The sequence below is a fragment of the Paenibacillus sp. LPE1-1-1.1 genome, from assembly GCF_040676435.1.
GTDB lineage: Bacteria > Bacillota > Bacilli > Paenibacillales > Paenibacillaceae > Pristimantibacillus.
In genome coordinates, this window is the sequence record NZ_JBEGHY010000034.1 from 759,839 (window position 1) to 783,234 (window position 23,396).

Sequence of the window (23,396 nt, forward strand, 5' to 3'; positions counted from 1 at the left end):
CGTAAAAGCGATTTCAATTGCCGGATATAGCGGGAGTCCATCTAATATTGGTTGCAGTCAGGAGTGTTAGATTCAGATGAAAAAATATAATTTTATGCGCCCGCTATTTTTGATCGTGATGGCGCTGCTTGTTAAGAGCATGGTTACGAATCTTTGCATGGTGTTCGGGATGGAGCAGGGACCGGCAGAAAATATCGGTTTTATTAGTATGCTTATCACTGCAATCGTTATTTATTCTAGAATTGCCCGGAAACGCCGCAAATAACAAAAGCCTCGAAAGGAGCACCCATGGAAGGAAACAAAATGAATGGATGCTCCATTCGAAAAAAACGAGCTGGGATCATTAGAATGAAAGTACGACAGCGATTGCATCTGTGGAAACGTAAAAACCTCACTTTTATTATTCTTATTGACCGCATAAAGGAGTGAAGGTATAATCCTCTCATTGGAAATGAAAGTGTTTTAATCATTGCGTAAACGATTACGTGTAATCGTTTAACTCGATTAATGAAAGGAAGAAACATATGACCGGCTTTTTAAGAAAAACGCCATCCATTTATCGAAACCGATTTTTTCAGGCCATTATTTTATCCGGCTTATTTTTGCAGATTGGCATCTGGGTACGTAATATTGCGGTCTTACTGTTCGTGATGGAACAGACCGATAAGAATGCGACTGCGGTTTCATTGATATACGTAGCTGAGTTTGCTCCAATCTTTATATTTTCTTTCATCGGCGGAACATTTGCAGACCGCTGGAAGCCGAAGAAAACAATGATCTGGTGCGAATTATTGAGCGCTGGTTCGATCTTACTAGTGTTATTTGCGCTTACTTTTGGATCTTGGAAGGCGGTATTCTTCGCTACACTCGTTTCGTCCATTCTGTCACAGTTTTCCCAACCGTCAGGGATGAAGTTATTTAAAGTACATATTCCCGAGGAACTTATGCAAACAGGAATGTCGATGTATCAGACGATGATGGCTGTATTTATGATATTGGGGCCGATATTGGGAACCTTTATTTATAAACAATTTGAGATTGAAGCGGCTATCGGAGTGATGTGTGTTGCTTTTATTCTGTCAGCTGCGGTGTTAACCCTACTTCCACCAGATCAGGAAGCGCGGGATATACGTAAGGAAACAAATCTCAAGGAAGAGATGGCTTTGGGTTTGCAATACATATTGTCTAAAAAAGTATTGTTGATATTGGGCGGATGCTTTGCGGCCGCGGGGCTGGGAGTCGGATTTATACATCCGATGGCCATTTTCCTGGTGACGGAGCGTTTAGCTTTACCTGAAGATTATTTTCAGTGGCTTCTGGCAGCTAACGGGATTGGAATGGTTGTAGGAGGGGTCCTCGCCGTTATGTTCAGCAAAAAGATATCTCCGCCATTGCTCTTACTATTCGGATTGCTGGTTAACGCATTGAGTATGATCGTTTCCGGGGTTTCAACTTATCTGTGGCTGACGCTTGCTGCACAGTTCTGCATGGGATTGGTCACACCTGGGTTTCAAGTGGCTGTACAAACCATGATACTGAAAAATACAGAGGAATCGTTCATAGGCCGAGTAAACGGTATTTTGGGTCCATTATTTCTAGGGTCTTTCGTGCTGACACTCAGCACGGCGGGATGGATGAAACCATTATTTTCGGTCGTCGGAATGTATGCATTTTCCGGTACGTTATTTATCATCGGCGCTTTGATTAGTTTGCCTTTGTTCCGCTTCCGACCGGATGCGGGGGCATCAGATAACCTGATTGAACAGCCAGTTCAAGAGCTGGAGCAGCCCCTCAATGTACAATAGTTACTATACAATAAGCTCTAAGGGGACTGCCCCATAAGCAGTTATTCTGTTGTTCAGGTGCAGCTGTAAACCCTTGTAAAACAATGACAGACTTATCGTCCAAGATGATAAGTTTGTCATTCCGTTATTTTAAAGAGGGAGCAAGACCCACCTTTGGGCATCAAACGAATTTTGCTCCCAAATTTGCACGTTTGACCCGTTTGCCGTGCCTCCGTTTGCCACATCCAGCGCTTTGCCGCTTGCCGGATTTATTAGCTTGTAGGTGCCGTTGGATTGAAGAGAGATATTCCACTTTTGAGCGTTCAAGCCATTATCCGTCCAAATTTGAACATTGGTACCATTTGCTGTTCCCCCGCCCGCGACATCGAGTGCCTTCCCGCTATTCGGGTTAATCAGTTTGTACGTTCCGTCTGCGTTCATTGTAACTTTCCACATTTGCGGCGCTAGATTGTTATCCGCCCAAAGCTGTACGTTCGTACCGTCCGCGGTACTGCCATTCGCCACGTCAAGGGATTTCCAGCTGGCGACGTTGACTAGCTTGTACGTAGCCCCTGATAGAATAGGTGCCGAGATTTTTTTACCCCATATGGCCGTTCCGGATTGATTTAGTCCAGAATAAACGTACGTAGGGCGGCCCGTCTCCCAATCCCACGCCTCGATGATTTGAACGGTATCGATCCAGTAATCGCCAGGCGCTTGTCCAGGCGCATACCAGTAGAGCTTAAGCGTGCCCGGAGCGGTGAAGGTCCAGTAGTTGGAGCTGGATTCGGTTCCAATTTTGCCGCTAGCCAGAAGGGTGACATTACTCGATCCAATCTTCCCATTATTTGCGCGGTCCAGTATGATCGATTCCCAGGTACCTGCTACGACATTGGAGGAGAGGGAACGCTGCTCTTCGCCGGTAAACCGCTCCGGAGATACGAGAGGCCAGCCGTCAGCAGACCATAACATTTTACGCACATGCAAGTATGTCCAGTCCTTATTGGCTCCGCCGCGTGCGTGATGGATCATGTACCAGCTGCTTCCATCCTGCAGGATCGTGTTATGCCCGGGGCCGTACCACCCGTCTGAGCCTGCGAAGCCGTACCCGCCTAAGATCTTTGTACCAACTTCGGTTTGCGGGGATAAGCTTGTATTTGTCATGGCATTACCGTTGTAGTCGAGGTAGGGTCCCGTTATGCTGGAGGAACGTCCGACCCGGACATTGTAAGTCATATTTGACGTATTGCAGCAGGAATCGTAAGAGACAAATAAGTAGTATTTGTTCTGGGACGCATTATAAACGATATTGGGTGCTTCGACAGCACGATCGACCGAGGTGCTGCGTGCAGCGATCAACGTTCCTTGTCCGGACGCCGCAAACTTTCCTGTAGCTGCATTCAGCTTTGTGACAAAAATACCGCCGAAAAACGATCCGTACGACATCCAGGGCTGTCCAGCGGAATCAATGACAACGTTAGGATCGATTGCGTTAGCGGTATAGGCGTCGCCTTCCTTTGTTTTGAACACTTCGCCTTGATCGGCCCATGGGCCGGTAACCGAACTGCTTGTCGCGACACCGATGTACGAGGTGCGGGTGCCGAAAGCGGAAACGCAATAGTACAGATAATAAGTGCTGCCAAGCTTGACGATTTCCGGCGCCCAGATGACATTGACCCCGCCAGTCCAGTTTTTGGCCGCCGTAGGGACGCCATTCAGTGCATAACCGACCCATGTCCAGTTGATTAAATCGGTTGATTTTCGAATTTGTATGCCGGGTGTAGCTGCGCCGCCAACTTTATAGTCTGTTGAGAATAGATAATACGTGCTGCCTTCCTTGTAGATTTCGGGGTCATGCACATTCGTTATATTCCAAGCCGACTCGTTATTAATGTTCGCTGTATCGTACATCGGGTAGTTCGGGGGCTGGTTGATGGCAGCAGATGTTATACCACAAAAAAATAAAGCGCTTACAATAATAGAAACAAAAACAAGTTTGATTGAAAATAAGGAAGCTGATTTGTTCTTTAACATCATAAACATCCCTTTCTGATTATAAATGGGGTTACAGGGTGAACGGCTAGTTCAAGCATAAGTGATTCTTCACAGCAGAATGTGAACGGTACCAACCTCCTTATGCGTTTAATATATTTATTATCTGATTCGTAAATTTATTATGCTTTAAATGCCATAATCCGTCAATTGATAATTTACCGATTAAATATGGATGAGGGTGGTAACTGCTTTCTCTCCGCAGGTTATTTCATTTAGCACCTTTCCATTCCATTGAGCCGTTGGTATTTCTCGAGTACAATGAGTGAAGTAAAAGGGCCGCGGAATAAGAAGGGGTGTTGGGATGGAAAGTCAGTACGATGAGTTGGCTGCTTACTTTTTGCAGGTGCCGATTGATGTTTTTGGCGTGTATCAGACCGTGCTTCGCGAAGGTACCTACCAAGGACATAAATACCAGCCTACGACCAAGTGCGCGCTGCTGATTGCGTTGAAAGGCGAGGCTGTCTTTGATTATGACGGTACAAGCTACACCCTTTATCCCGGGAAGGCCTTGCTAGGCGGGGCTAACCGGCATTTTGAAATTATCGTTCATACGGCTGAATTCGAATATTTTCTCGTTCATTATTTACCTGCAAATGCAGAACGGGAAAAGCAGGCTCATGTAGAAAAGGTCAGTGAGCTTCACGTCGAGATGGATGCGGCGCTGCTGCAGCTGATGGAACAGCTCAGACGGCTGTCCACGGTTCTTGGCAATATCGAGCTGCTGGAGAAAAAGACGTTATTTTACCGGTTGCTCAATAAGGCGCTTCTGTTCGAACGCTACCAGCAAAATAGCGAGAGCCAGCCAATGATGGAGCAGACGATTGAATATATTCGGCAGCACTATATGGAACCGATCACGCTGGAGAGTTTAGCGGAGCAGCATCGGATGAAGGCCAAATATTTTTCGCATTTATTTCGAAAATACACCGGTATTGGCCCCATTAATTATTTGATTCAATTCAGAATGAACCTTGCGTATGAGCTGCTGATGAGCGCTGAATTTTCGGTGCGTGAGATTTCCAGAAGCGTAGGCTACTCCGATGCTTATTATTTCAGCAGATTATTCAAAAAGCATTACGGGATGTCGCCGACTGCCGTGAAGAACCTCGAAAGTAGAAATAATCCATCCTAGGATCGGGAAATAATCTATTTGCGCAGGATAGGTGCGGTGGTATGATTAACTTCGATAATGATAATCGTTATCACACAATTCGAGGTTAGTGAGAGGAAGAATCCGATGAAGACACGCAAAATACCAATGGCAGCCGTGAGCTTGCTATTGTTTATCGTTATGCTCGTCAGTGCATGCTCCAATGAGGCAAGCCCGAATAACGGGAATAATAAAGCAGCGGATGCACCTGATGCAACGAATGCCAATGCCGATACGGCTGTCAGCCAAGCGTTTCCAAGAACCGTTACAAGCGCTAACGGCGAAGAAGTTACGATTGCCGAGAAACCGCAAAAGATTGTATTAGTGCATTGGGGGTTAACGCAAGATTTGTTAGGCTTCGACCTGCCGTCCATTGCGGTAACGCTGCCGTTCACGGCTAATCCGTCATTCCTAGACACCGAGGTGTACAAACCCTACGTCGAAAAGTTTGATGAAGTGACCGTCGTCGGCGAGAATACGGCGGTTAATTTGGAGGCGCTGCTGCAATACGAGCCGGATCTTATTTTGGCGGGCAGCGTGACGAACAAGGACATTACCGAACAATTGTCGCAGATTGCTCCAACGATCTTGATCGATGAAGAGAAAACGAATGTCTGGACCGATTGGCAGTCAGTCATTACGCAGTTCGGGGTAATCCTCGGGCAAGAAGAGCTGGCGAAACAGACAATTGATGAGTTCACCGCAGAGGTGGAACAAGTGAAGCAGCAGCTGAGCAGCGTGGAAGGCACGGTCGCGTATCTTCAGGTTCGAGATAAGACGATTTGGCTGCAGGGTACCAACTATGCAGGCGATTATTATGAACCGATCGGGCTGAAAGCGCCGGAAGAGGCAAAGGGCGATGGTATTGAGCTCACGCTCGAAGGGCTCGCCGCGATTGATCCGGACCATTTGTTCCTCGGTTATTTTAATTACAATGATAAATCGCTCCCGGCTCTCTCGGATGAATGGGAAAAAAGCGAGGTTTGGAAAAAGCTGAAGGCTGTCCAGAAGGATCAGGTGTATGCCATAAATGGAGAGCTTTCCTATGGATACGGACCGATCAGCAGAATTAATGGCTTGAAGGCCATTGCAGACGCGTTGAAATAAGTAAGCTTAATGCGAGCATCAGGCTTCGCACGGCACAATTAATAGATGAATTAGTTTGCAACAGAAGAGGGACATAGCTCCCTCTTTTTTTTGCGCTCACAAATTTTCATTGACTAACAGGCTGGATAAAATTACAATTAATCTCCTTTGGAAAATAATCGGGAGGTGCGGAATGAGCAAACCGCTGATCGACCCCAAAACACATAAGGACTGGGTAAGTCCCCATTCCCATGCATGGTATGCCCAGCTTGCGAGGTTGACGGGGAAATATTCTTATTCGTGGAACTCTACGTTAACCGAGCCGAACGGCGAATCGATATTTACGGATGAAGTTTCCCGAATGGTTCGCGGCAAGCAAGTATTGGATATCGGATGCGGACACGGGGAGTTTGCCATGCAGTGGAGCCCGGTGGCCAAACAAGTTGTAGGGATAGACATAACGGATGATTTCATTAAAGCAGGGAACAACGCGAATGTGAAAAATGTTTCTTTTGTGCAGGCGAACACTAAAAACACTCTCCCTTTTGATGCAGAGCAATTCGATTGTGCCTATAATCGCAGAGGTCCGACTTCTGCATACCTCGATATCAAAAGAGTCATTCGAAAGGGCGGACGTATTCTTGCTCTTCACCCTGGAGATGCTTTAATGAATGAATTACCTGGGTGGTTTCCTCATTTTTTTGAGCGTCATCCAGAAGGAACTCCGATAAAGGATCATATCACGGAAAGGCTTGATCGCGGCGGCTGCGCCGATGCTGAGATCGAGGCCATAAGAAGCATAGAGTACTTTCATGAACCCGTTGATATCATTAGAATGCGCTGCTTTGGTCAAAAGCCTTCCGTGTTTGAAATGGTGCTAGAGGAATCGCTGACCGAAATGACGCGGATTTTTGAGAAACATGCAACAGAGAAAGGACTGCCGGCAACGTTAGAGAGATACATCGTCCGGGTCCAATTATGAATTGAGGTTACGAAGGCAGCCTTCTTACGAGTGTGGGATAAAGAGCAAATTTTATTTTACCTATTCAAATATTTAGGTGTTAAACTAAGGGAAAGACAAGCGTTAGTAAGGGGCAAAGCAAATGGGAAAAGTACATAAGAATTGTCAAAGCTGCGGCATGCCTTTGGCCAGGGATGAGCAAGGCGGCGGAACGGAAAGAAACGGGGACCGCAGCAAAACCTACTGCAGCCACTGTTATGAGAATGGCGTGTTTACTTTGCCTGATCTTACCGTGGATCAAATGAAGGATCGCGTGAAACAAAAATTGGTCGAGTTCGGTTTTCCGAAGTTTTTAACGGGCTTCTTTACTAGAAACATCCCTAAGCTTGAACGTTGGTCCAAATAGGTTTATGAACGATTAGTACGTACATGGAAGAAGCAGAAGGCGCAGGCGCATCCTGCTTCTTTTTCGTTTGGAGACCGTACTCCCTATTGGGTGAAAATAGATAAAAACAGGTATAATGAATGAAGCCATATTTCTACTCGGAATTGGAGGTTAATCATCATGTCAGCATTTGAACGCATGGATGCCATTGGGAGCATCCATTCGGATATCAAAGTGTTTCAAGCGAAAATAGAGGATACAGAATCGGTATTGCAACTGCTCGTTCGAACGGCGGAGTGGCTGCGGAGCAAAGGATCGAAGCAGTGGAACGGTTTGCTGCATGGCGAGGACTCCCATCAGACACCGGAGGCGGTCAAGCGCGGAGAAGTGTATCTGTTCATGCAGGGCAGCCTATTAACGGGCATGGTGATGCTGATGCAGCAGGAGAGCGCATGGGACCGCGGGCTCTGGGGGGAGGAAGGGCATGAATCCTCGGTTTATTTGCACCGTTTGAATATTAACCGCGAGGCTGCGGGCAAAGGTTTGGGCGAAGCGATTGTTCGCTGGGCCGATTCCGGTATCCATTTTCCGGGGAAAGACCGCATTCGGCTGGACTGCATTGCAAGCAACGCGAAGCTGAACTCCTTTTACCTGCGCTGCGGCTATGAATTTAAAGGCTCTGCCACCAACGACGTCAGTACATTTAATAAATACGAGAAGCTCTGCACGTTCATGTAAAACGATGGCTTCTATGCTGCTTTTGCTTTGGCTGCTTAAAACTTCGTCCAAGAGGGTACATTCATAACAAGAGATTCCAAGGAGGTAGTAACCATGAAGAAAAAAATGCTGTTTACTGCAATCGGGATGGGAGTCACCTATCTGATGAAAAACAAAGATGCCCGTGACAAGCTCAAGCATGCGGTCCAATCTTTTACGAAAAAGAACTGGTAAATCAACCCATTATCTATCCATTAGAAACACTGCCGCTGCCGGATGCCTTGTGCTCCGGAAGCGGCAGTGTTTTTGTTTTGCATGCGAATAATTGGTTTGCGTACAGACCACAATAGGGTTGGCATAAATAAACAGGGAAGGTGTGAGCCGATTGACAAACGAACAGAAAAATCAATCTACGCAGCAAAAGAACCAAGAAGCTAACAAGAATGATAAAAAGAGCAGCAGCAATAATGGCATTGACGATGCAGACATTAAACCAAAGGTCTAATGCTTGACTGGCGGTATCTATTTTAAAACGAGCAGGGACGAAGCAGATGTAACTTACTGCTCCGTCCCTTTTCGGTATTTTAGTTTTGCTAGTTGATATCTCACATTTATGGTAAGATAGCTAAGGACAATAAACCATACACAATCAATGAGAGAAGTGGGGGGCGAAATAAAACCCACTTCTTTTATTTTGAAGACGATATACGCGATATCCAGCAAACAAGGGAGAACATAAATGCCTACAATAGCAGCAAAACCATTTGATGCAGACATGCAAGCCCTCTTAGGCGAGATCGCGACGGCTTACCATGCGCCGGAGCTCAGCAAGAGAGACAGGTCGGAAATACCGGAGCAAATCTACATGATCGAAGCAGAAGATGCGATGGTGGGGTACGGTGTCGTATGGGAATACGAAAACGGGAAACAACTGATAAAGAAGGCGGAAAAAGATTATTTCAGCGATGACGAGAAATATTTGGAGAAGGACTTCTATATCGATATCAAAAACAAGAAGGACTTCATCTTTATCGAAGCGCTCGATGTGCTGAAAGAATTTGAAAGCAAGGGTTATGCCGCTTTTTTCGTGAACTGGCTCAAAGCGAAATACCCGAATAAAAGAATGTATGTTTATTCCTTAGAGAAATCGAGAAATTTCTGGTTTAAGCAGGACTTTGAGGTTTTGGGCAGCACTGTTTGGATGACTTTTAATTAACCGTATGAATAAGCAGCTTGATTAATCATTTATGCTTTTTATAATGAAGGAGACCACATGAATTTTAACGATCTAAAGCTTACCCCCGCGATTTTGAAAGCGCTGGGTAAAGAGAACTACACGGCGCCGACACCGATACAGGAGCAGGCGATTCCGGTAGTGCTGGCAGGCAGAGACTTATTTGGCTGCGCGCAGACGGGAACAGGGAAGACGGCCGCATTTGCCCTGCCGATCGTACAATTATTAAGCGAGCAGCAAAGCAATCCGGGGCGCGTACGCCGTACGCGGTCCCTCATTTTAACCCCAACCCGGGAGCTGGCCCTTCAAATTGCCGATAACATCAAGGCATACGGCCAATTTACAGATATTCGCTGCTTGGCCATTGTAGGCGGCGTGTCGCAAAAGGTACAAGAGCGTGCACTTGAGCAAGGCGCGGATATTATTATCGCTACGCCAGGCAGACTGATTGATTTAATCAATCAGAAGTTTGTAGATTTGCAGGCCGTTCAAATTTTGGTGCTGGATGAAGCAGACCGGATGCTGGATATGGGCTTTATCAACGATGTGAAGAAAATCATTGCAAAAATGCCGAGCAAAAAACAAACCTTGTTTTTCTCTGCCACCATGCCGCCGGAAATATCCAAGCTCGTCAAAACGCTGCTGGTTAATCCCGTAAAGGTGGAGGTTACGCCGGCTTCTACAACCGTAGAGCGTATCGAGCAATCGGTTTATTTCGTAGAGAAAGCTAGCAAGCAGGGCTTACTAAATGAGCTGCTGAAGGATAAGTCGATCACGTCGGCGCTAGTTTTCACACGCACCAAGCATGGCGCGGACCGCGTCGTACGAGGACTGACCAAAGTGAATATTACTGCGCAAGCCATACATGGCAACAAGTCGCAAAACTCCCGCCAGAACGCATTGCTGAACTTCAGGAGCGGGGCAACGAGAGTGCTGGTAGCGACGGATATCGCTGCAAGAGGGATCGATATCGATGAGCTGTCGCATGTGATCAACTTCAACCTGCCTAACATCCCGGAAACCTACGTGCACCGGATCGGGCGTACCGGCCGGGCTGGACTAAGCGGCATCGCGATCTCTTTCTGCGAGACCGAAGAGAAGCCGTACTTGAAGGATATTGAGAAAAAAATCAAAAAAACGATTCCCGTAGCCGTGGATCATTCCGATTCAATGCTGACCATATAGGTAACGACGATAGGCACACTGGAATACAATAATTTGAACTAGGGGTGATCATTTGAGAAAGCAAAAGCCAATGTCATTTGAAGATCTGCTCAAGGAATTGCAAGGTCAAAAAGATGTGCAGGAGGATCCAAGCCATATCTCACTCGAAGCGTTGTTTCATGAATCGTTCATGAGCAAGCATTCCAGCTTTAACAGCTTCGACGCGTTTCTGGAGAAGGGCAACTTCCAAGTGAAGACGCGCGAGGATATTAAGGACATTCCGGATGAGTTTTTTGACCGGCATGTGGCTCGGGAGACGGATTTTCCGAACTGGCAGACGATGCTGGATACAGCGACTAAGGAGTATTCGAGCAAGTAACTTTCCATGTGAAAAAGGGTCAGAGCAGCCTTGGCAAAAGGCGGCTTTGGCCCTTTTTGTGTTTCGGGCGATGCCGCGTGTGTTTAAGTAAATAGGACTATTTATTTCGCGAAATAATACAGAACCTATAAGAGGAGTTGGCAGGATGGGGAGACCAAATAAAGCATATGTTTGGCGCAGAGCGGGGCTGCTTTTAGTGATCCTATTATGCGTAACATTCATCGTATCTGCGTCTAATCCCAATTCACCCGAGGGATTTCTTATTATTGCGCATCGCGGAGCATCCGGCCATGAGGCTGAAAATACGATGGCTGCCTTCGAGGAAGCCGAGCGTCTAGGCTCAGACTTCATTGAATTCGATGTGCAGCTGAGCAAAGATAGAAAGCTCGTCGTTATCCATGACGATAAGGTAGATCGAACGACGAAGCATACCGGAGACGTAGATGATTATACGCTGGGCGAGCTGGAGGATATGGATGCAGGGAAAAGCACGAGCAGCGATAAGAAGGACGAGAAGATCTTGCCTTTACAGGATGTCATGGACCGCTTTGCCGGAAAAATGGCGATGCTGATCGAGATTAAGGATTCGAAGCTCTATCCGGGCATTGAAGAGCAGGTCGCTGAGGTCGTGCGCAGATACGAGCAGCGTTTGAATAGCACGGATTTAAAGGGGACAAGGCATTTAAAGGGCATAGGGGGAGTCGAGAACAGCGTAGGCATCGTCATCCAATCGTATGATTTCGAATCGACGCGTCTCATTCACAACCTGCTGCCGAACATTCCCGTCGCGGCGCTTATCCATGAGGATCAGCATCCATTGTCGGATGATACGCTCGATGCACTGGCATCGTTCACGGCATACATTCATTATCCGAAGGAGCTGCTTGACGAGCAGATCGTTCAGAGGATCCATGACCGGAACCGGAAGGTGATCGCATGGACGATTCAGAACGATGAGGATATGGAGCGGATGAAGGAGCTTGGGGTGGATGGGGTGATTACGGATTTTCCGGGGTGAGTGTGGATAAAAGGTTGAATTTAAGTTGAAAATTTCCATTAGAAAGATGGACTGATGGTATCTAAAATGACTGAGCAGAACTTAAGTCAAAAAAATAGGCAATGCAATCTTGGGCTCAGCCTCGCAGCACGCGGGGTTGAGCCCTTTTTGAGGTTCTCTGTGTCCATCTATTCGGGGCAAGGTTAGTCCACTATCCATTTTGTCCAGCGCGTTTTAAAAGGCAGACTGCCGGCGAATAAATACCTTAACGTATTGTTATCGATGTTTAGTCTTCGTTATATAATCCGTCATCCTGAATCTGTATATTTGTATTGAAAGCGCATACAAAAAAGTTTATTCGGGAGGGTTAAGTATGAGAATGTTCAGAAAACGCTGGCTGGGTCAGGGATTAAGTATCGTGCTTGCTGCAACGATGCTGGCAGCGTGCTCGAACGGCGGCGGACAAACAAGCAATACGGCAGCGGGTAAAGAGAATACAGAGAAAAATAACGTAAATAACGCCGCGCCGGCCGCAAAACCGTTTGAAGGCAAAAGTATCACGGTAGTAACCGCGAACCATCCTTGGGGAGATGCGATTAAACCATTCATTCCCGAGTTCGAGGCTGAGACGGGAATGAAAGTAAAAGTAGAAAGTTATTTTGAAGACCAGTTGACGCAGAAGCTTACAGTCCAGTTCACCACGGGCTCCAATACGCCGGACGTGTTCATGTATCGTCCGCTCCAGGAGGGCAAGCTGTTCTTCAAGAACGGCTGGGTACATCCTTTGGATGACTACGTGAATAAAGATCCCGAATACGATTTCGCCGACTTGTCCAAATCAGCTGTCGGATCGGCGACCGTTGACGGAAAGGTGGCCGGCATTCCAATCATTACAGAGCAGGAAATCTTATACTACCGTAAGGATTTGCTGGAAGCGGCAGGGATCGCGGTACCGAAAACGATTGATGAATTGGTTGCCGCGGTTAAACAGCTTCATGATCCCGGTAAAGAGATGTACGGTTTCGTAGCCAGAGGACAGCGCTCGCCGCTTGTCACACAAGTCTCTTCATTCTTGTTCTCCGAAGGCGGAGATTTCACGAACGGAGATAAGGCGGCGATCAATACGCCGGAAGCGATTAAAGCTTTTACGACCTACGGTACCTTATTGAAGGATTACGGCCCTCCAGGCGTGCTTAATATGTCATGGCCGCAAGCGATCGGCATTTTCGCACAAGGCAAGGTAGCTTTCTATACGGACGCGAACTCGATTTATAAGAACGCAACGGACCCTGCAAAGTCGCAAATTGCCGATAAAATAGGATTTGCACCGTTCCCGGCTGGTTCGGCCGGCTCCAAACCCTATAACATTACTTCTTGGGGACTGGCTATGAATGCGAATGCAGTCAACAAGGAAGCGGCATGGGCATTCATAGAGTGGGCAACTGGCAAGGAAATGGTCCTGAAAACCCAGCAAGCAGGCAATCCCGGAGCCCGTTCTTCGGTATGGGATAACCCAGAGGGTACGACCGGATTTCCGTCCGAGCTGGTAGATGTCATCAAAGAAAGCGTGAAGGGCGGTGTCGACCATGACCGTCCGACCGTCATTAGTGTCGGTGAAGCTCGCGATGCGGTTGGCGAGATCGTTCAGCAGATCATGACTGGAGAGACGAACATTCAATCCGTTGCCGATAAAGCGAATGAAGCCTTGCAAGTGATTATCGATAACGAAAAATCAAAATAAAGGCGAATCGGCCTTACCTTCAAAAGGGTCATTCCGTGGCCCTTTTGATTTATGATTTTGATCTGGGGGGAAGGGGAGTTCCATATGCAGTACAACTGGTTTGACCGAAATTTGAAATGGATCTATACGATGCCAGCAGTACTATTCGTGTTGATCATGATGGTATTCCCGATCCTATATACCGTACGTATAAGCTTCTTTGAGTGGAGCATGTCAGCCATTACGCCTCCAAAGTGGGTGGGGCTCGACAACTATATGACGCTTTTGAAGGATACCCGGTTCTGGGGGGCGGTACGCTCCACGATGTATTTTACGGTTGCGGCGCTTGGTGTTGAAGTCGTGTTAGGGGTTGCCATTGCTTTACTGCTTACCCGGGATTTCCGGGGTAAAAATATGGTGAAAACGGTCTTCCTTCTGCCTATGGTGGCTACCCCGGTTGCGATGGGGCTGGTTTGGCAGTTGATTTATGAGCCGACGATCGGCGCGGCCAACATGATATTGAAAGCGGTCGGACTGAAGCCGCAGCTGTGGCTCGCTTCCCCCGATCAGGCCATTTCTTCGCTCATTGTTGTTGACGTCTGGCAGTGGACGCCGATGATCGCCCTGATTATCATGGCGGGGCTGGCTACGATTCCGACCGACCCCTATGAAGCGGCTGACGTCGACGGGGCCGGCAGATGGAGAAAGTTCATTTCGATTACGCTGCCGCTATTAAAGCCAACTATTATGGTTGCTGCGATGCTGCGCTTGATCGATGTGTTAAAAACATTTGATATTATTTATGCGACAACGCAGGGCGGGCCTAATCTAGCTACCGAGACGTTGAACATTTACGGTTATGTATTAGGCTTTCAATATTTTAAGCTGGGGATGGCGTCCTCGCTTCTTGTCCTATTCTTCGCGTTGGTCATGGGCTTGACGATCGTAATGATCTGGATGCGCAAAAGAATGGAGGGGCGTTATGAATAAGCAAAAGAAGGCAGCAAATCTGATTTTTGGCGGTTTAACCATTATGGTGCTGCTATTATTCGCCTTTCCTTTCTTCTGGATGCTGCTGGCTTCCTTCAAAACGCAGGGGCAAATCATGTCGACGGATCAGTTGTTTGTGTTTAAGCCGACAATGGCCAATTATACGGATGTATTCAAGGAATATGATTTTCTAAAATACATCTTCAATAGTTTCGTGATCGCGCTTGGATCGACGCTGTTCGCCCTGCTGCTTGGGCTGCCGGCTGCTTACGCAATCGCCAGACATAACCTTCACAAGTTAGGGCTTGTCATTCTCGTAGCCCGGATTATTCCCGGGATCACCTTCTTGATCCCCTGGTTTATCCTATTTTCGAAGCTTGAGCTGATAGACACATTCCCGTCTTTGATTCTCAGTCATATGCTCGTGGGACTGCCATTCATTATTTGGATCATGATTTCCTTCTTCGAAGCGCTTCCTACCGAAATCGAGGAATCGGGTCTGATTGACGGTTGTACGCGTCATCAAGTTTTTATGCGAATCATTTTACCGATTTCCGGCCCCGGTATTATTACGTCGTCCCTGCTTTCGTTCATTTTCTCATGGAATAACTTTATGTTTTCCATCATCCTTGCCGGTGATCAAACGAAGCCGCTTCCGGTGGCGGTATTCAATTTCATGTCCTATTCGGAAATCAATTGGGGCGGGCTAATGGCTGCGGCATGTATTATCACCCTTCCCGTACTCATAATCGCACTGCTTGCACAGCGTTATGTCGTCAGCGGTTTGGCGGCCGGCGCCGTGAAGGGTTAGACGCCCTTTGAATTCATTAAGGTTGTTCCTTTGGCATATTTTTCTGCCGGAGGGACAACCTTTTTTCAAAATATAGGAAAGTCAATGTCAAAAGTTTAACGTCTCATGTTTATTTACTTCACGAATGGTTATGGATGTTAAGGATTAGTTATAGCGGAAACATACGTGCTCAGGTAATGTTATGATTATCGAATCGCGACAAGGAGGACCTATCTATGAAGCGATTTCGCAGACTGTGTATGCTTACGGTAATCTGGGCTCTATTGGTTTCCGTTTTGGCGTCAGGGTGTACAGGCATTTCCTACTCCAGAGATAAAAGGGGAGAGTTAGCGCAGCCATTTCAAGGTAAAACCATTACGCTAGTAACGGCTAATCATCCTTGGGCGGATGCGATCAGGCCGCTCCTTCCCGAATTTGAAGCAGCAACGGGCATGAACGTGATCGTTCAAGGATTTTTCGAGGATCAGCTGACCCAGAAGCTTACGCTGCAGCTGACAACGGGCTCCGAAACGCCCGATGTATTTATGTACCGCCCATTGCAGGAAGGGAAGCTTTTTTATAAAAACGGTTGGCTGGAGCCGCTCGATGACTATGCCCGACAGGACGCTGAGTACGCGTACAGCGATTTTTCAGGCGCAGCCATCCGCTCCGCAACCGTAGATGGAAAGCTTGCCGGTATTCCGGTCATTACGGAGCAGCAAATCTTATACTACCGGAAAGATCTTTTGCAGAAGGCTGGAATCCCGGTGCCGGATACGATCGAGGAGCTTGTATCCGCTGTCCGGAAGCTGCATGATCCGGGCAACGGAGTTTACGGTTTTATCGCAAGGGGCCAGCGTTCCCCTTTGGTCACTCAGGTTTCGTCTTTTCTGTACTCCGAGGGCGGCGATTTCACGAACGGGCAGAAAGCGACCATTAATACGCCGGAAGCGATGAGAGCTTTCAGCCTATATGGAGGCCTTCTAAGAAATTACGGGCCTCCGGGCGTAATCAACATGTCATGGCCGCAAGCGAGCGCATTTTTTGCCGAAGGCAAAGCCGCCTTTTATACGGATGCAAATGCAATCTATAAAAGCGCAAGCGATCCGGCGCATTCCAATATCGCCGAACATATCGGATTTGCTTCCTTCCCTGCCGGTAGAAGCGGCTCGAGGACCTACAATATTACATCCTGGGGATTGGCCATGAATCCTAGAGCCGTTGACAAAGAAGCAGCGTGGGCTTTTATCCGGTGGGCGACCAGTAAAGAGATCGTGCTTCAAACGCAGCGCAAAGGGAATCCGGGTGCCCGTAATTCCGTCTGGAACATGTCCGAAGGTACGGAAGGGTTCCCGAAAGAGATGGTCGAGGTCATCAAACAATACGGCGTCGGCGGTGTAGACCACGACCGTCCTACCGTCGTCAACGTGGCGGAGGCACGGGAAACCGTCGGAGAAATCGTTCAACGTGTGATAACGGGTGCTCCCGATCTTCAACAGGCGGCGGACAAAGCCAATGCCGCGCTGCAAGCGTTATTGGATAAAGAAGCGGAATGAGAAGGTGATCGCCATACGTTACAGGATATCGATATTCGGCAAGATCATCATTACGATCATTCTGCTGCTTATCCCCGTTCTGTTCTTATACAGCTACTCCAACCGGATTGCGGGCACTGTAGTAGAGAAGCAGCTCCGCTCTTCCAATTTGAATGAATTATCGTTTTTCTTGAACCGGATGGATTCAAACATTGAAAATTTGTCTCTGTTTCCGGTTATCTTAAGCTACGACCCGCACATCCGGGATTTTATCGGGGGAACCGGCGAGGCGGCCGGCAACCTGCTAAAGGCACAATCCCGCATAACGGAGAAGTTGAGCCTTCAAAGCGTATCCAGCAGCTGGAGCAATGATTTGACGATCGCAATGCCGGAAGGCAAGAAGGTGCTGTCCTCTAATATTTATGTTAACGGTATCGGGAATTGGGATTGGGACGGTCCCATCCGGAAGACATGGGTCTATGGTGAAGATTATTCCCGCGGCTCAACGATCGGCACCTTTATCCGGGAGACTAGCGAACCCGCCAATGCGGCAACCGTAGGACAAGCTGATGCGGTATTTCAGGTCCGTTTCCCGGTGGAGACCATTACTGATCTGCTGGATATTTACCGGAAGGATAAGCTCAGTGATCCCTTCCTGTATCATCCGGATTACCAGCCGATTCGGAATAGCACGCCTGACTTGCTGATCGAAGATCAGATTATCCGGAATGTGCTGAGCAGGTCCTTGACGGATGCAGGTCAGGAAACGACTGCAATCAACAATCAATCGTATTTGGTTAGTTATGTGAAATCACGCCAACTGGGCTGGTATTTGGTGGATTATGTTCCGGTCCAAAGGATCTTGTCTCCCATTACAACGGCACGCAATTGGTTCTACGGTTCAATCGCCTTTCTGCTTATGATCGGTGTCATTGCTTCGTTTCTGCTTTACCGTAACGTCCAGATTCCGATCCAGAAAATGATCAGAGGCGTGAAGCGGATGAGCCGGGGGGATTTATCCTCGCGTATTGAATATGAAGCAAAGAACGAATTTGATGATTTAATCAGGCCCTACAATGAAATGGCCGGCCGCATTCAAGTCTTGATCGAGGATGTTTATACGGAGAAGCTGCGGTCCCGCGAAGCAACGCTAAAGCAGCTGCAGTCTCAGATCAACCCGCATTTTCTGTATAATTCGCTGTTCTTTGTTATCAATTCCGCCATGCTGGAGGATCGCGATGCGGTAATCGCAATGGCCGAAAACTTGGCTGAGTATTATCGGTACACTTCAAGGGTGGAGAATCAGCAGGTTACCCTTCGGGATGAGCTCGATTTGGTACGTCACTACCTGAATATCCATCATTTGCGGATGCACCGTCTGGCATTCACCATAACCGTCCCGGAAGAAATGATGGATGAGCCTGTACCGCGCCTCCTTCTTCAGCCATTGGTTGAAAATGCCATCGTTCACGGTATCGAGCATCAGGTGGAGGGCGGCATTATTACGATAACCGGCGAGCAGAATGACAGGTGGAACCGGATTACCATAGCCGATAACGGAGCGGGGCTGTCTGAGTCCAGGCTGCGCCAGCTGATGATTCAACTGAATGAACCGATGACCGATGAACTCGGATGCGGGACGTGGAACGTACACCGGCGTTTACAATATCAATTTGGCGAAGGCTCGGGATTATCGTTCAGACAATCGCCAGACGGAGGGCTGGAAGCCGTTCTGACATGGAACCGGACGAGTAGCTTTGCGAAAACCAGGCTGGAGAAGGAGGGAGAGCATGACTCAACTATTGATCGTGGATGACGAGGCTCATGTCGTTGACCGGTTCTCCACCACGATCGATTGGAAGGCTATTGGCGTAGAGCAGGTTTTTAAGGCCTATTCCGGACTTGAAGCGCTCACGTTCCTCAGGCAGTTTTCCATCGATATCGTCATCACGGATATTAAGATGCCAGGCATGTCGGGCTTGCAATTAATCGCGGAGATCCGCCGGCTCTGGCCCAAAACCAAATGCATATTATTGTCCGGGTACTCGGATTTCAATTACGCCAAAGAGGCCATTCTGTACCAGACCGAGGATTACTTGTTGAAGCCGGTAAAAGAAGAGGATTTGCTGGCCACAGTCGAGCGGGTTCTTGCAAAGCTGGAATTGGAATGGGAGGAAGTCATCTCTAATCAGAGGCTGACTTATACCTTTAAAGAAAATCTCCCTTTGCTGAGGACGAATTTGCTCCTTGAGCTGCTTCAGGGCCGAAGATTGGAGACAGCAGCCCTGCATGACAAAATGAAGATGCTGGAGCTTTCCGATTATGAATGGCAATCTTTTTCGCTGATGGTGGTACGTTTGGATGAACTGTTTCTCCAGTCTGATCTTCAAGATCTATCCTGGAAGGAATATGCAATCGGTAATATGGTCGAAGAGCTGTTCGGCGGGCGATATGCGATTTGGTATGCCAAGGATGCTCATGATTATCTCGTTTTTGCAATGACGGCAAAACAAAAGGAAGCTGAGGATAACGACACGGTTTGGTTCGAGCGTACTGCGGCTGCACTGCAAACAGCGGTGGGTACGTATCTAAAGGGTAAAATCTCCGTCATGGTCTGTCATAACGGGCGTTTCCCTTATGATTTGGCAGCGCTGTACAGCCGTTCGATTGGAGCCTTCCGCAAACGGATCGGAAGCGAGCAGGAGCTGTTTATGCGGCTGGAAGACGATCGATCGGAAGAGGGGATCGGGTCTCTGAAAAGCCTCTACGAACCGCCGGCATTGATTCATTTGCTCGAGGCAGCCAGGTGGAGTGACATAGAAGAGAAGCTTCGGATGATTTTTGACGACATGGAGGATAGGGAGCCCGGTTCGCAGGAGCATCTCCTTGAGATTTACTTCACGATCGCTTCCGCCTATTCGTATATTGCGCATAAAAACGGAAGGCATTTGTCGGAATTGCTCGGGGCTGAGTACGGGAAAATGACCGAGGGTCTTCCGTTTCGTTCCGTGAATCAGCTTCGCGAATGGTCGCTCCGAACGCTGCACAAGATCCGCGAAGACATGGACCGCGAGACGAAGGATTCAAGGACGAACCTGATCCAGGAAATCCATGCTTTTATTGAACAAAACGTCCAGCAGGATGTTTCATTGCAATCGATCGCCGGTCATGTGTATCTTCATCCGGTCTATGTTTCGAAGGTGTATAAGCTGGAAACCGGAGAAAATTTAAGCGAATATGTGCAGCGTGTGCGCATGAACCAGGCGGAGTATCTTTTGAAGCACAGCGCAGACAAAATTTTTGAAATCGCTGCTAGCCTTGGCTATCAGCGTCCGCATTCCTTTAACTATGCTTTCAAAAAAAAATTCGGCATGACCCCTCAGGAATACAGAGACCGATTCTCTTAAGACCATTTTGTATTGGCGGTATGCGGCTGTAATGGCCTGTACCTGTGAATAAATCATACTTTATTGGGAGGTTTACTTGTGTTATTATTTATCGTTCTAGCAGCCATTGTGGTGCTGCTGCTTCTGATTACAGTTGTGAAGCTGAATCCTTTTGTCGCCCTCATCGTCACGGCGATCGGTACCGGGCTTGCTGCCGGTATGCCTTTGTTCACTACCGAAGATCATACGGGTATCATTGATTCAATCAAAACAGGGATGGGCAATACGCTCGGTTTCCTGGCCGTCGTGCTTGCGCTTGGCACCATGCTGGGTAAAATGATGGCGGAATCCGGCGGCGCGGAACGCATCGCCCGGACGCTCATCCGTCTTTTCGGCGAAAAAAATGTCCATTGGGCCATGATGTTCGTCGCATTTCTCGTCGGCATTCCGGTATTTTTCCAAGTCGGCTTCGTTCTGCTCATTCCGCTTGTATTTACGATTGCCAGACAAACTGGCGTATCACTTGTCAAAATCGGTGTGCCGCTTGTCGCCGGCTTATCGGTTGTACACGGACTTGTTCCTCCTCATCCGGCTGCGATGGCAGCGGTGGGTATTTTCGACGCAGATGTTGGAAGAACCATTTTGTATGCCCTCATTGTCGGGCTTCCGACTGCTATTCTCGCAGGTCCGTTGTATGGCAAATGGATCGGCAACCGGATCCATAAGTCCGTCCCTAAGGAAATGGGCGATCAGCTGACGGAGAACGGTGATACGAATAAGCTTCCTGGTTTCTTCAATACGTTATTCACGATTCTGGTTCCTGTATTTCTCATGCTCATCGCCTCGATCGCGGATTTGGCTCTGGAGAAAGGGACCATCCTGTTTCAGGCATGCAAATTTGTCGGTGACCCGATCGTCGCGCTGCTTATCGCTACTATCTATTCCTTTTTCAGTCTCGGCTTCTTCCGCGGCATGAGCCGTGACCGTATTCTCAAATTTACGAACGATTGCTTGGCGCCTACGGCTACGATCCTGCTCGTCATCGGTGCCGGCGGCGCATTTAACCGGGTGCTGCTCGATTCGGGCATCGGCGATTATATCGCGGAGATTGCCACTGCCTCGCACCTATCGCCAATTCTTCTCGGCTGGGGAATCGCGGCCATGATCCGTGTCGCTACAGGCTCGGCCACTGTCTCGATGATGACGGCAGCAGGGATTGTCGCTCCGATCGCGGCCATTGTGCCGGGTGTAAATGTCGAGCTGCTTGTATTAGCTACCGGCGCTGGTTCCCTCATTTTATCCCATGTCAATGACTCCGGGTTTTGGCTCATTAAGGAATATTTCGGTATGACCGTCAAGGAAACGCTTATGACATGGACGGCCTTAGAGACGATTATTTCCGTTGCAGCGCTTGCGTTTATCCTTACATTGGACTTATTCGTTTAATATCATAGCGGAGACAGAAAGGATAGATGCATGGTGGCTTCAAAATACGTGATAGGCGTGGATATCGGAACGACGAGCACCAAAGCGGTCTTATTCGACACCGATGGCCTATTGATTTCAGCCCATTTGATTGAATATCCGCTTTACTCGCTGAAGCCTTCGATCGCGGAGCAGGATCCCGACGAAATCTTCCGCGCGGTTATCGGCACAATCAAGCACACGTTGCTGAAGAGCGGTGCGGATTCGGAGAATGTGCTGTGCGTTTCCTTCAGCTCTGCTATGCACAGCGTGATCGCCGTGGATGCCCAGGGAAATCCGCTCTCCAAATGCATCACTTGGGCGGATAATCGCAGTGCGGGCTGGACGGAGCGCATTCGAAACGAGATGAACGGCCATCAGATTTACCTGCGCACCGGTACGCCGCTTCATCCGATGTCCCCGTTATCCAAGCTGACGTGGTTACGGCATGAGGAACCGGAGCTTTTTGCCCGGACACATAAATTCATATCCATCAAAGAGTATGTTTTCCATAAGCTGTTCAAGCGGTACGTAGTCGATTATTCTATTGCTTCCGCAACCGGAATGTTCGCTCTCGAAACGTTGAGCTGGGATGAGGAAGCTCTGAATGTTGCCGGCGTTACGCCGGATAGACTGTCGGAGCCCGTGCCTACAACCTTCCGCTTGGAGGGAATGGATGAGCATTGGGCGGCTGAAATGCAGCTCTCCGTATCGATGCCTTTTGTTGTCGGCGCGAGCGACGGCGTTCTCTCCAATCTTGGCGTTGACGCGATCGATCCAGGCACCGTGGCAGTGACGATAGGCACAAGCGGCGCAATCCGTACAGTCACAGATCGGCCGGTGACGGATCCGAAAGGAAGGACATTTTGTTACGCACTGACGGAGAACCATTGGGTTATCGGAGGACCCGTCAATAATGGCGGCATGATTTTCCGGTGGTTTCGCGACCATTTCTGTTCCGAGGAATTGGAAGAGGCTGCCCGGCTGGGCAAGGATCCGTATGAGCTTCTTACTGAAATCGCTTCGCGGGTGAAGCCCGGTGCCGGAGGATTGTTGTTCCATCCTTACCTGGCAGGAGAGAGAGCCCCTTTGTGGGATGCTAATGCCCGCGGCTCCTTCTTCGGGCTGGGTCTTCACCACAGGAAGGAGCATATGATCCGTTCCGTCATGGAAGGTGTGATTATTAATTTATTCACGGTGTACATGGCCCTCGAGGAGCTCATCGGCCGGCCGACAAAAATACAGGCTACAGGCGGCTTTGCCAAATCGGAATTATGGCGTCAAATGATGGCGGATATTTTCGATCAAGAAGTGCATGTCCCGGTCAGCGTAGAAAGCTCATGTTTGGGCGCGGCTATTCTAGGGCTGTACAGCCTTGGCGAAATCGATTCGCTCCATGCCGTGTCGAACATGGTAGGAGGCTCCCATAGGCATATTCCCAATAAAGAAAACAGGCCGGTTTATCAGGAATTGAGCCGTATGTATGTACGACTGTCACGGTTGCTCACTGAGGAATATAGGCACATTGCAGTCTTTCAAAAAAAATGGTTATAGCTTTGCAGTGAAATATTTTCTTGAACGTCAACAGTCAAAAGCATA

General features: G+C 48.3%; 19 protein-coding genes and 1 pseudogene. 19 read left to right on the forward strand and 1 reads right to left on the reverse strand.

Annotation, left to right across the window (positions count from 1 at the left end; translation table 11 throughout):
* The first annotated feature begins 76 nt into the window (after positions 1-76).
* Together MRBLPE1_RS26485 and MRBLPE1_RS26490 are read left to right on the forward strand one after the other, a co-directional pair.
* Complete coding sequence (locus MRBLPE1_RS26485) at positions 77-265, forward strand: hypothetical protein (protein WP_364151354.1); 189 nt, start codon at positions 77-79, stop codon at positions 263-265.
* 259 nt (positions 266-524) lie between these two features.
* Entirely contained in the window at positions 525-1,805 is a 1,281-nt protein-coding gene (locus MRBLPE1_RS26490; RefSeq protein ID WP_364151357.1) for an MFS transporter, read from the forward strand.
* A 129-nt stretch (positions 1,806-1,934) separates the two neighbouring features.
* Here the strand turns inward: MRBLPE1_RS26490 and MRBLPE1_RS26495 are convergent, their stop codons facing one another.
* Positions 1,935-3,818 (reverse strand): family 43 glycosylhydrolase, encoded by a 1,884-nt coding sequence (locus MRBLPE1_RS26495; protein ID WP_364151359.1) that lies wholly within the window; start codon positions 3,816-3,818, stop codon positions 1,935-1,937.
* A gap of 322 nt (positions 3,819-4,140) precedes the next feature.
* Here MRBLPE1_RS26495 and MRBLPE1_RS26500 point away from each other — a divergent pair, with 322 nt between their 5' ends.
* The 17 genes and pseudogenes from MRBLPE1_RS26500 (at position 4,141) to gntK (ending at position 23,351) form a co-directional block, all read left to right on the forward strand.
* Positions 4,141-4,971: a helix-turn-helix transcriptional regulator gene (locus tag MRBLPE1_RS26500; RefSeq protein ID WP_364151362.1), complete on the forward strand. Its 831-nt coding sequence runs from the start codon at positions 4,141-4,143 to the stop codon at positions 4,969-4,971.
* A 105-nt stretch (positions 4,972-5,076) separates the two neighbouring features.
* Positions 5,077-6,096, forward strand: coding sequence for an ABC transporter substrate-binding protein (locus MRBLPE1_RS26505; protein ID WP_364151364.1), 1,020 nt, complete (start codon positions 5,077-5,079; stop codon positions 6,094-6,096).
* A gap of 172 nt (positions 6,097-6,268) precedes the next feature.
* Positions 6,269-7,057, forward strand: coding sequence for a class I SAM-dependent methyltransferase (locus tag MRBLPE1_RS26510; protein ID WP_364151367.1), 789 nt, complete (start codon positions 6,269-6,271; stop codon positions 7,055-7,057).
* Positions 7,058-7,178: 121 nt separating this feature from the next.
* Positions 7,179-7,442 (forward strand): zinc ribbon domain-containing protein, encoded by a 264-nt coding sequence (locus MRBLPE1_RS26515; RefSeq protein WP_364151370.1) that lies wholly within the window; start codon positions 7,179-7,181, stop codon positions 7,440-7,442.
* 177 nt (positions 7,443-7,619) lie between these two features.
* On the forward strand, positions 7,620-8,159 hold the full coding sequence (locus MRBLPE1_RS26520) for a GNAT family N-acetyltransferase (protein ID WP_414698927.1): 540 nt from the start codon (positions 7,620-7,622) through the stop codon (positions 8,157-8,159).
* Positions 8,160-8,877: 718 nt separating this feature from the next.
* Positions 8,878-9,354 carry a GCN5 family acetyltransferase gene (locus tag MRBLPE1_RS26525; RefSeq protein WP_364151376.1) on the forward strand — a complete coding sequence of 159 codons (477 nt, stop codon included), beginning with the start codon at positions 8,878-8,880 and terminating at the stop codon, positions 9,352-9,354.
* 57 nt (positions 9,355-9,411) lie between these two features.
* Positions 9,412-10,533 (forward strand): annotated as a pseudogene (locus tag MRBLPE1_RS26530) (DEAD/DEAH box helicase); the annotation flags it as partial.
* 94 nt (positions 10,534-10,627) lie between these two features.
* Positions 10,628-10,915 carry a hypothetical protein gene (locus MRBLPE1_RS26535; RefSeq protein ID WP_364151550.1) on the forward strand — a complete coding sequence of 96 codons (288 nt, stop codon included), beginning with the start codon at positions 10,628-10,630 and terminating at the stop codon, positions 10,913-10,915.
* 145 nt (positions 10,916-11,060) lie between these two features.
* Positions 11,061-11,933 carry a glycerophosphodiester phosphodiesterase gene (locus MRBLPE1_RS26540; protein WP_364151379.1) on the forward strand — a complete coding sequence of 291 codons (873 nt, stop codon included), beginning with the start codon at positions 11,061-11,063 and terminating at the stop codon, positions 11,931-11,933.
* 352 nt (positions 11,934-12,285) lie between these two features.
* Positions 12,286-13,653: an ABC transporter substrate-binding protein gene (locus MRBLPE1_RS26545; protein WP_364151381.1), complete on the forward strand. Its 1,368-nt coding sequence runs from the start codon at positions 12,286-12,288 to the stop codon at positions 13,651-13,653.
* 84 nt (positions 13,654-13,737) lie between these two features.
* Complete coding sequence (locus tag MRBLPE1_RS26550) at positions 13,738-14,622, forward strand: carbohydrate ABC transporter permease (protein WP_364151383.1); 885 nt, start codon at positions 13,738-13,740, stop codon at positions 14,620-14,622.
* Positions 14,615-15,433 carry a carbohydrate ABC transporter permease gene (locus MRBLPE1_RS26555; protein WP_364151385.1) on the forward strand — a complete coding sequence of 273 codons (819 nt, stop codon included), beginning with the start codon at positions 14,615-14,617 and terminating at the stop codon, positions 15,431-15,433. Before MRBLPE1_RS26550 ends, MRBLPE1_RS26555 begins: the two co-directional genes overlap by 8 nt.
* 215 nt (positions 15,434-15,648) lie before the next feature.
* Positions 15,649-16,968, forward strand: a complete 1,320-nt coding sequence (locus tag MRBLPE1_RS26560; protein WP_364151387.1) for an ABC transporter substrate-binding protein — start codon at positions 15,649-15,651, stop codon at positions 16,966-16,968.
* The gene (locus MRBLPE1_RS26565) at positions 16,928-18,763 is read left to right on the forward strand and encodes a sensor histidine kinase (protein WP_364151389.1); all 1,836 of its coding nucleotides are present in this window, start codon (positions 16,928-16,930) and stop codon (positions 18,761-18,763) included. The genes MRBLPE1_RS26560 and MRBLPE1_RS26565 overlap by 41 nt, the downstream gene beginning before the upstream one ends.
* Complete coding sequence (locus MRBLPE1_RS26570; protein WP_364151392.1) at positions 18,738-20,354, forward strand: response regulator; 1,617 nt, start codon at positions 18,738-18,740, stop codon at positions 20,352-20,354. Before MRBLPE1_RS26565 ends, MRBLPE1_RS26570 begins: the two co-directional genes overlap by 26 nt.
* A 78-nt stretch (positions 20,355-20,432) precedes the next feature.
* Entirely contained in the window at positions 20,433-21,779 is a 1,347-nt protein-coding gene (locus tag MRBLPE1_RS26575; RefSeq protein ID WP_364151394.1) for a GntP family permease, read from the forward strand.
* Positions 21,780-21,809: 30 nt separating this feature from the next.
* Entirely contained in the window at positions 21,810-23,351 is a 1,542-nt protein-coding gene (gene gntK / locus MRBLPE1_RS26580) for a gluconokinase (RefSeq protein ID WP_364151397.1), read from the forward strand.
* Positions 23,352-23,396: the final 45 nt, after the last annotated feature.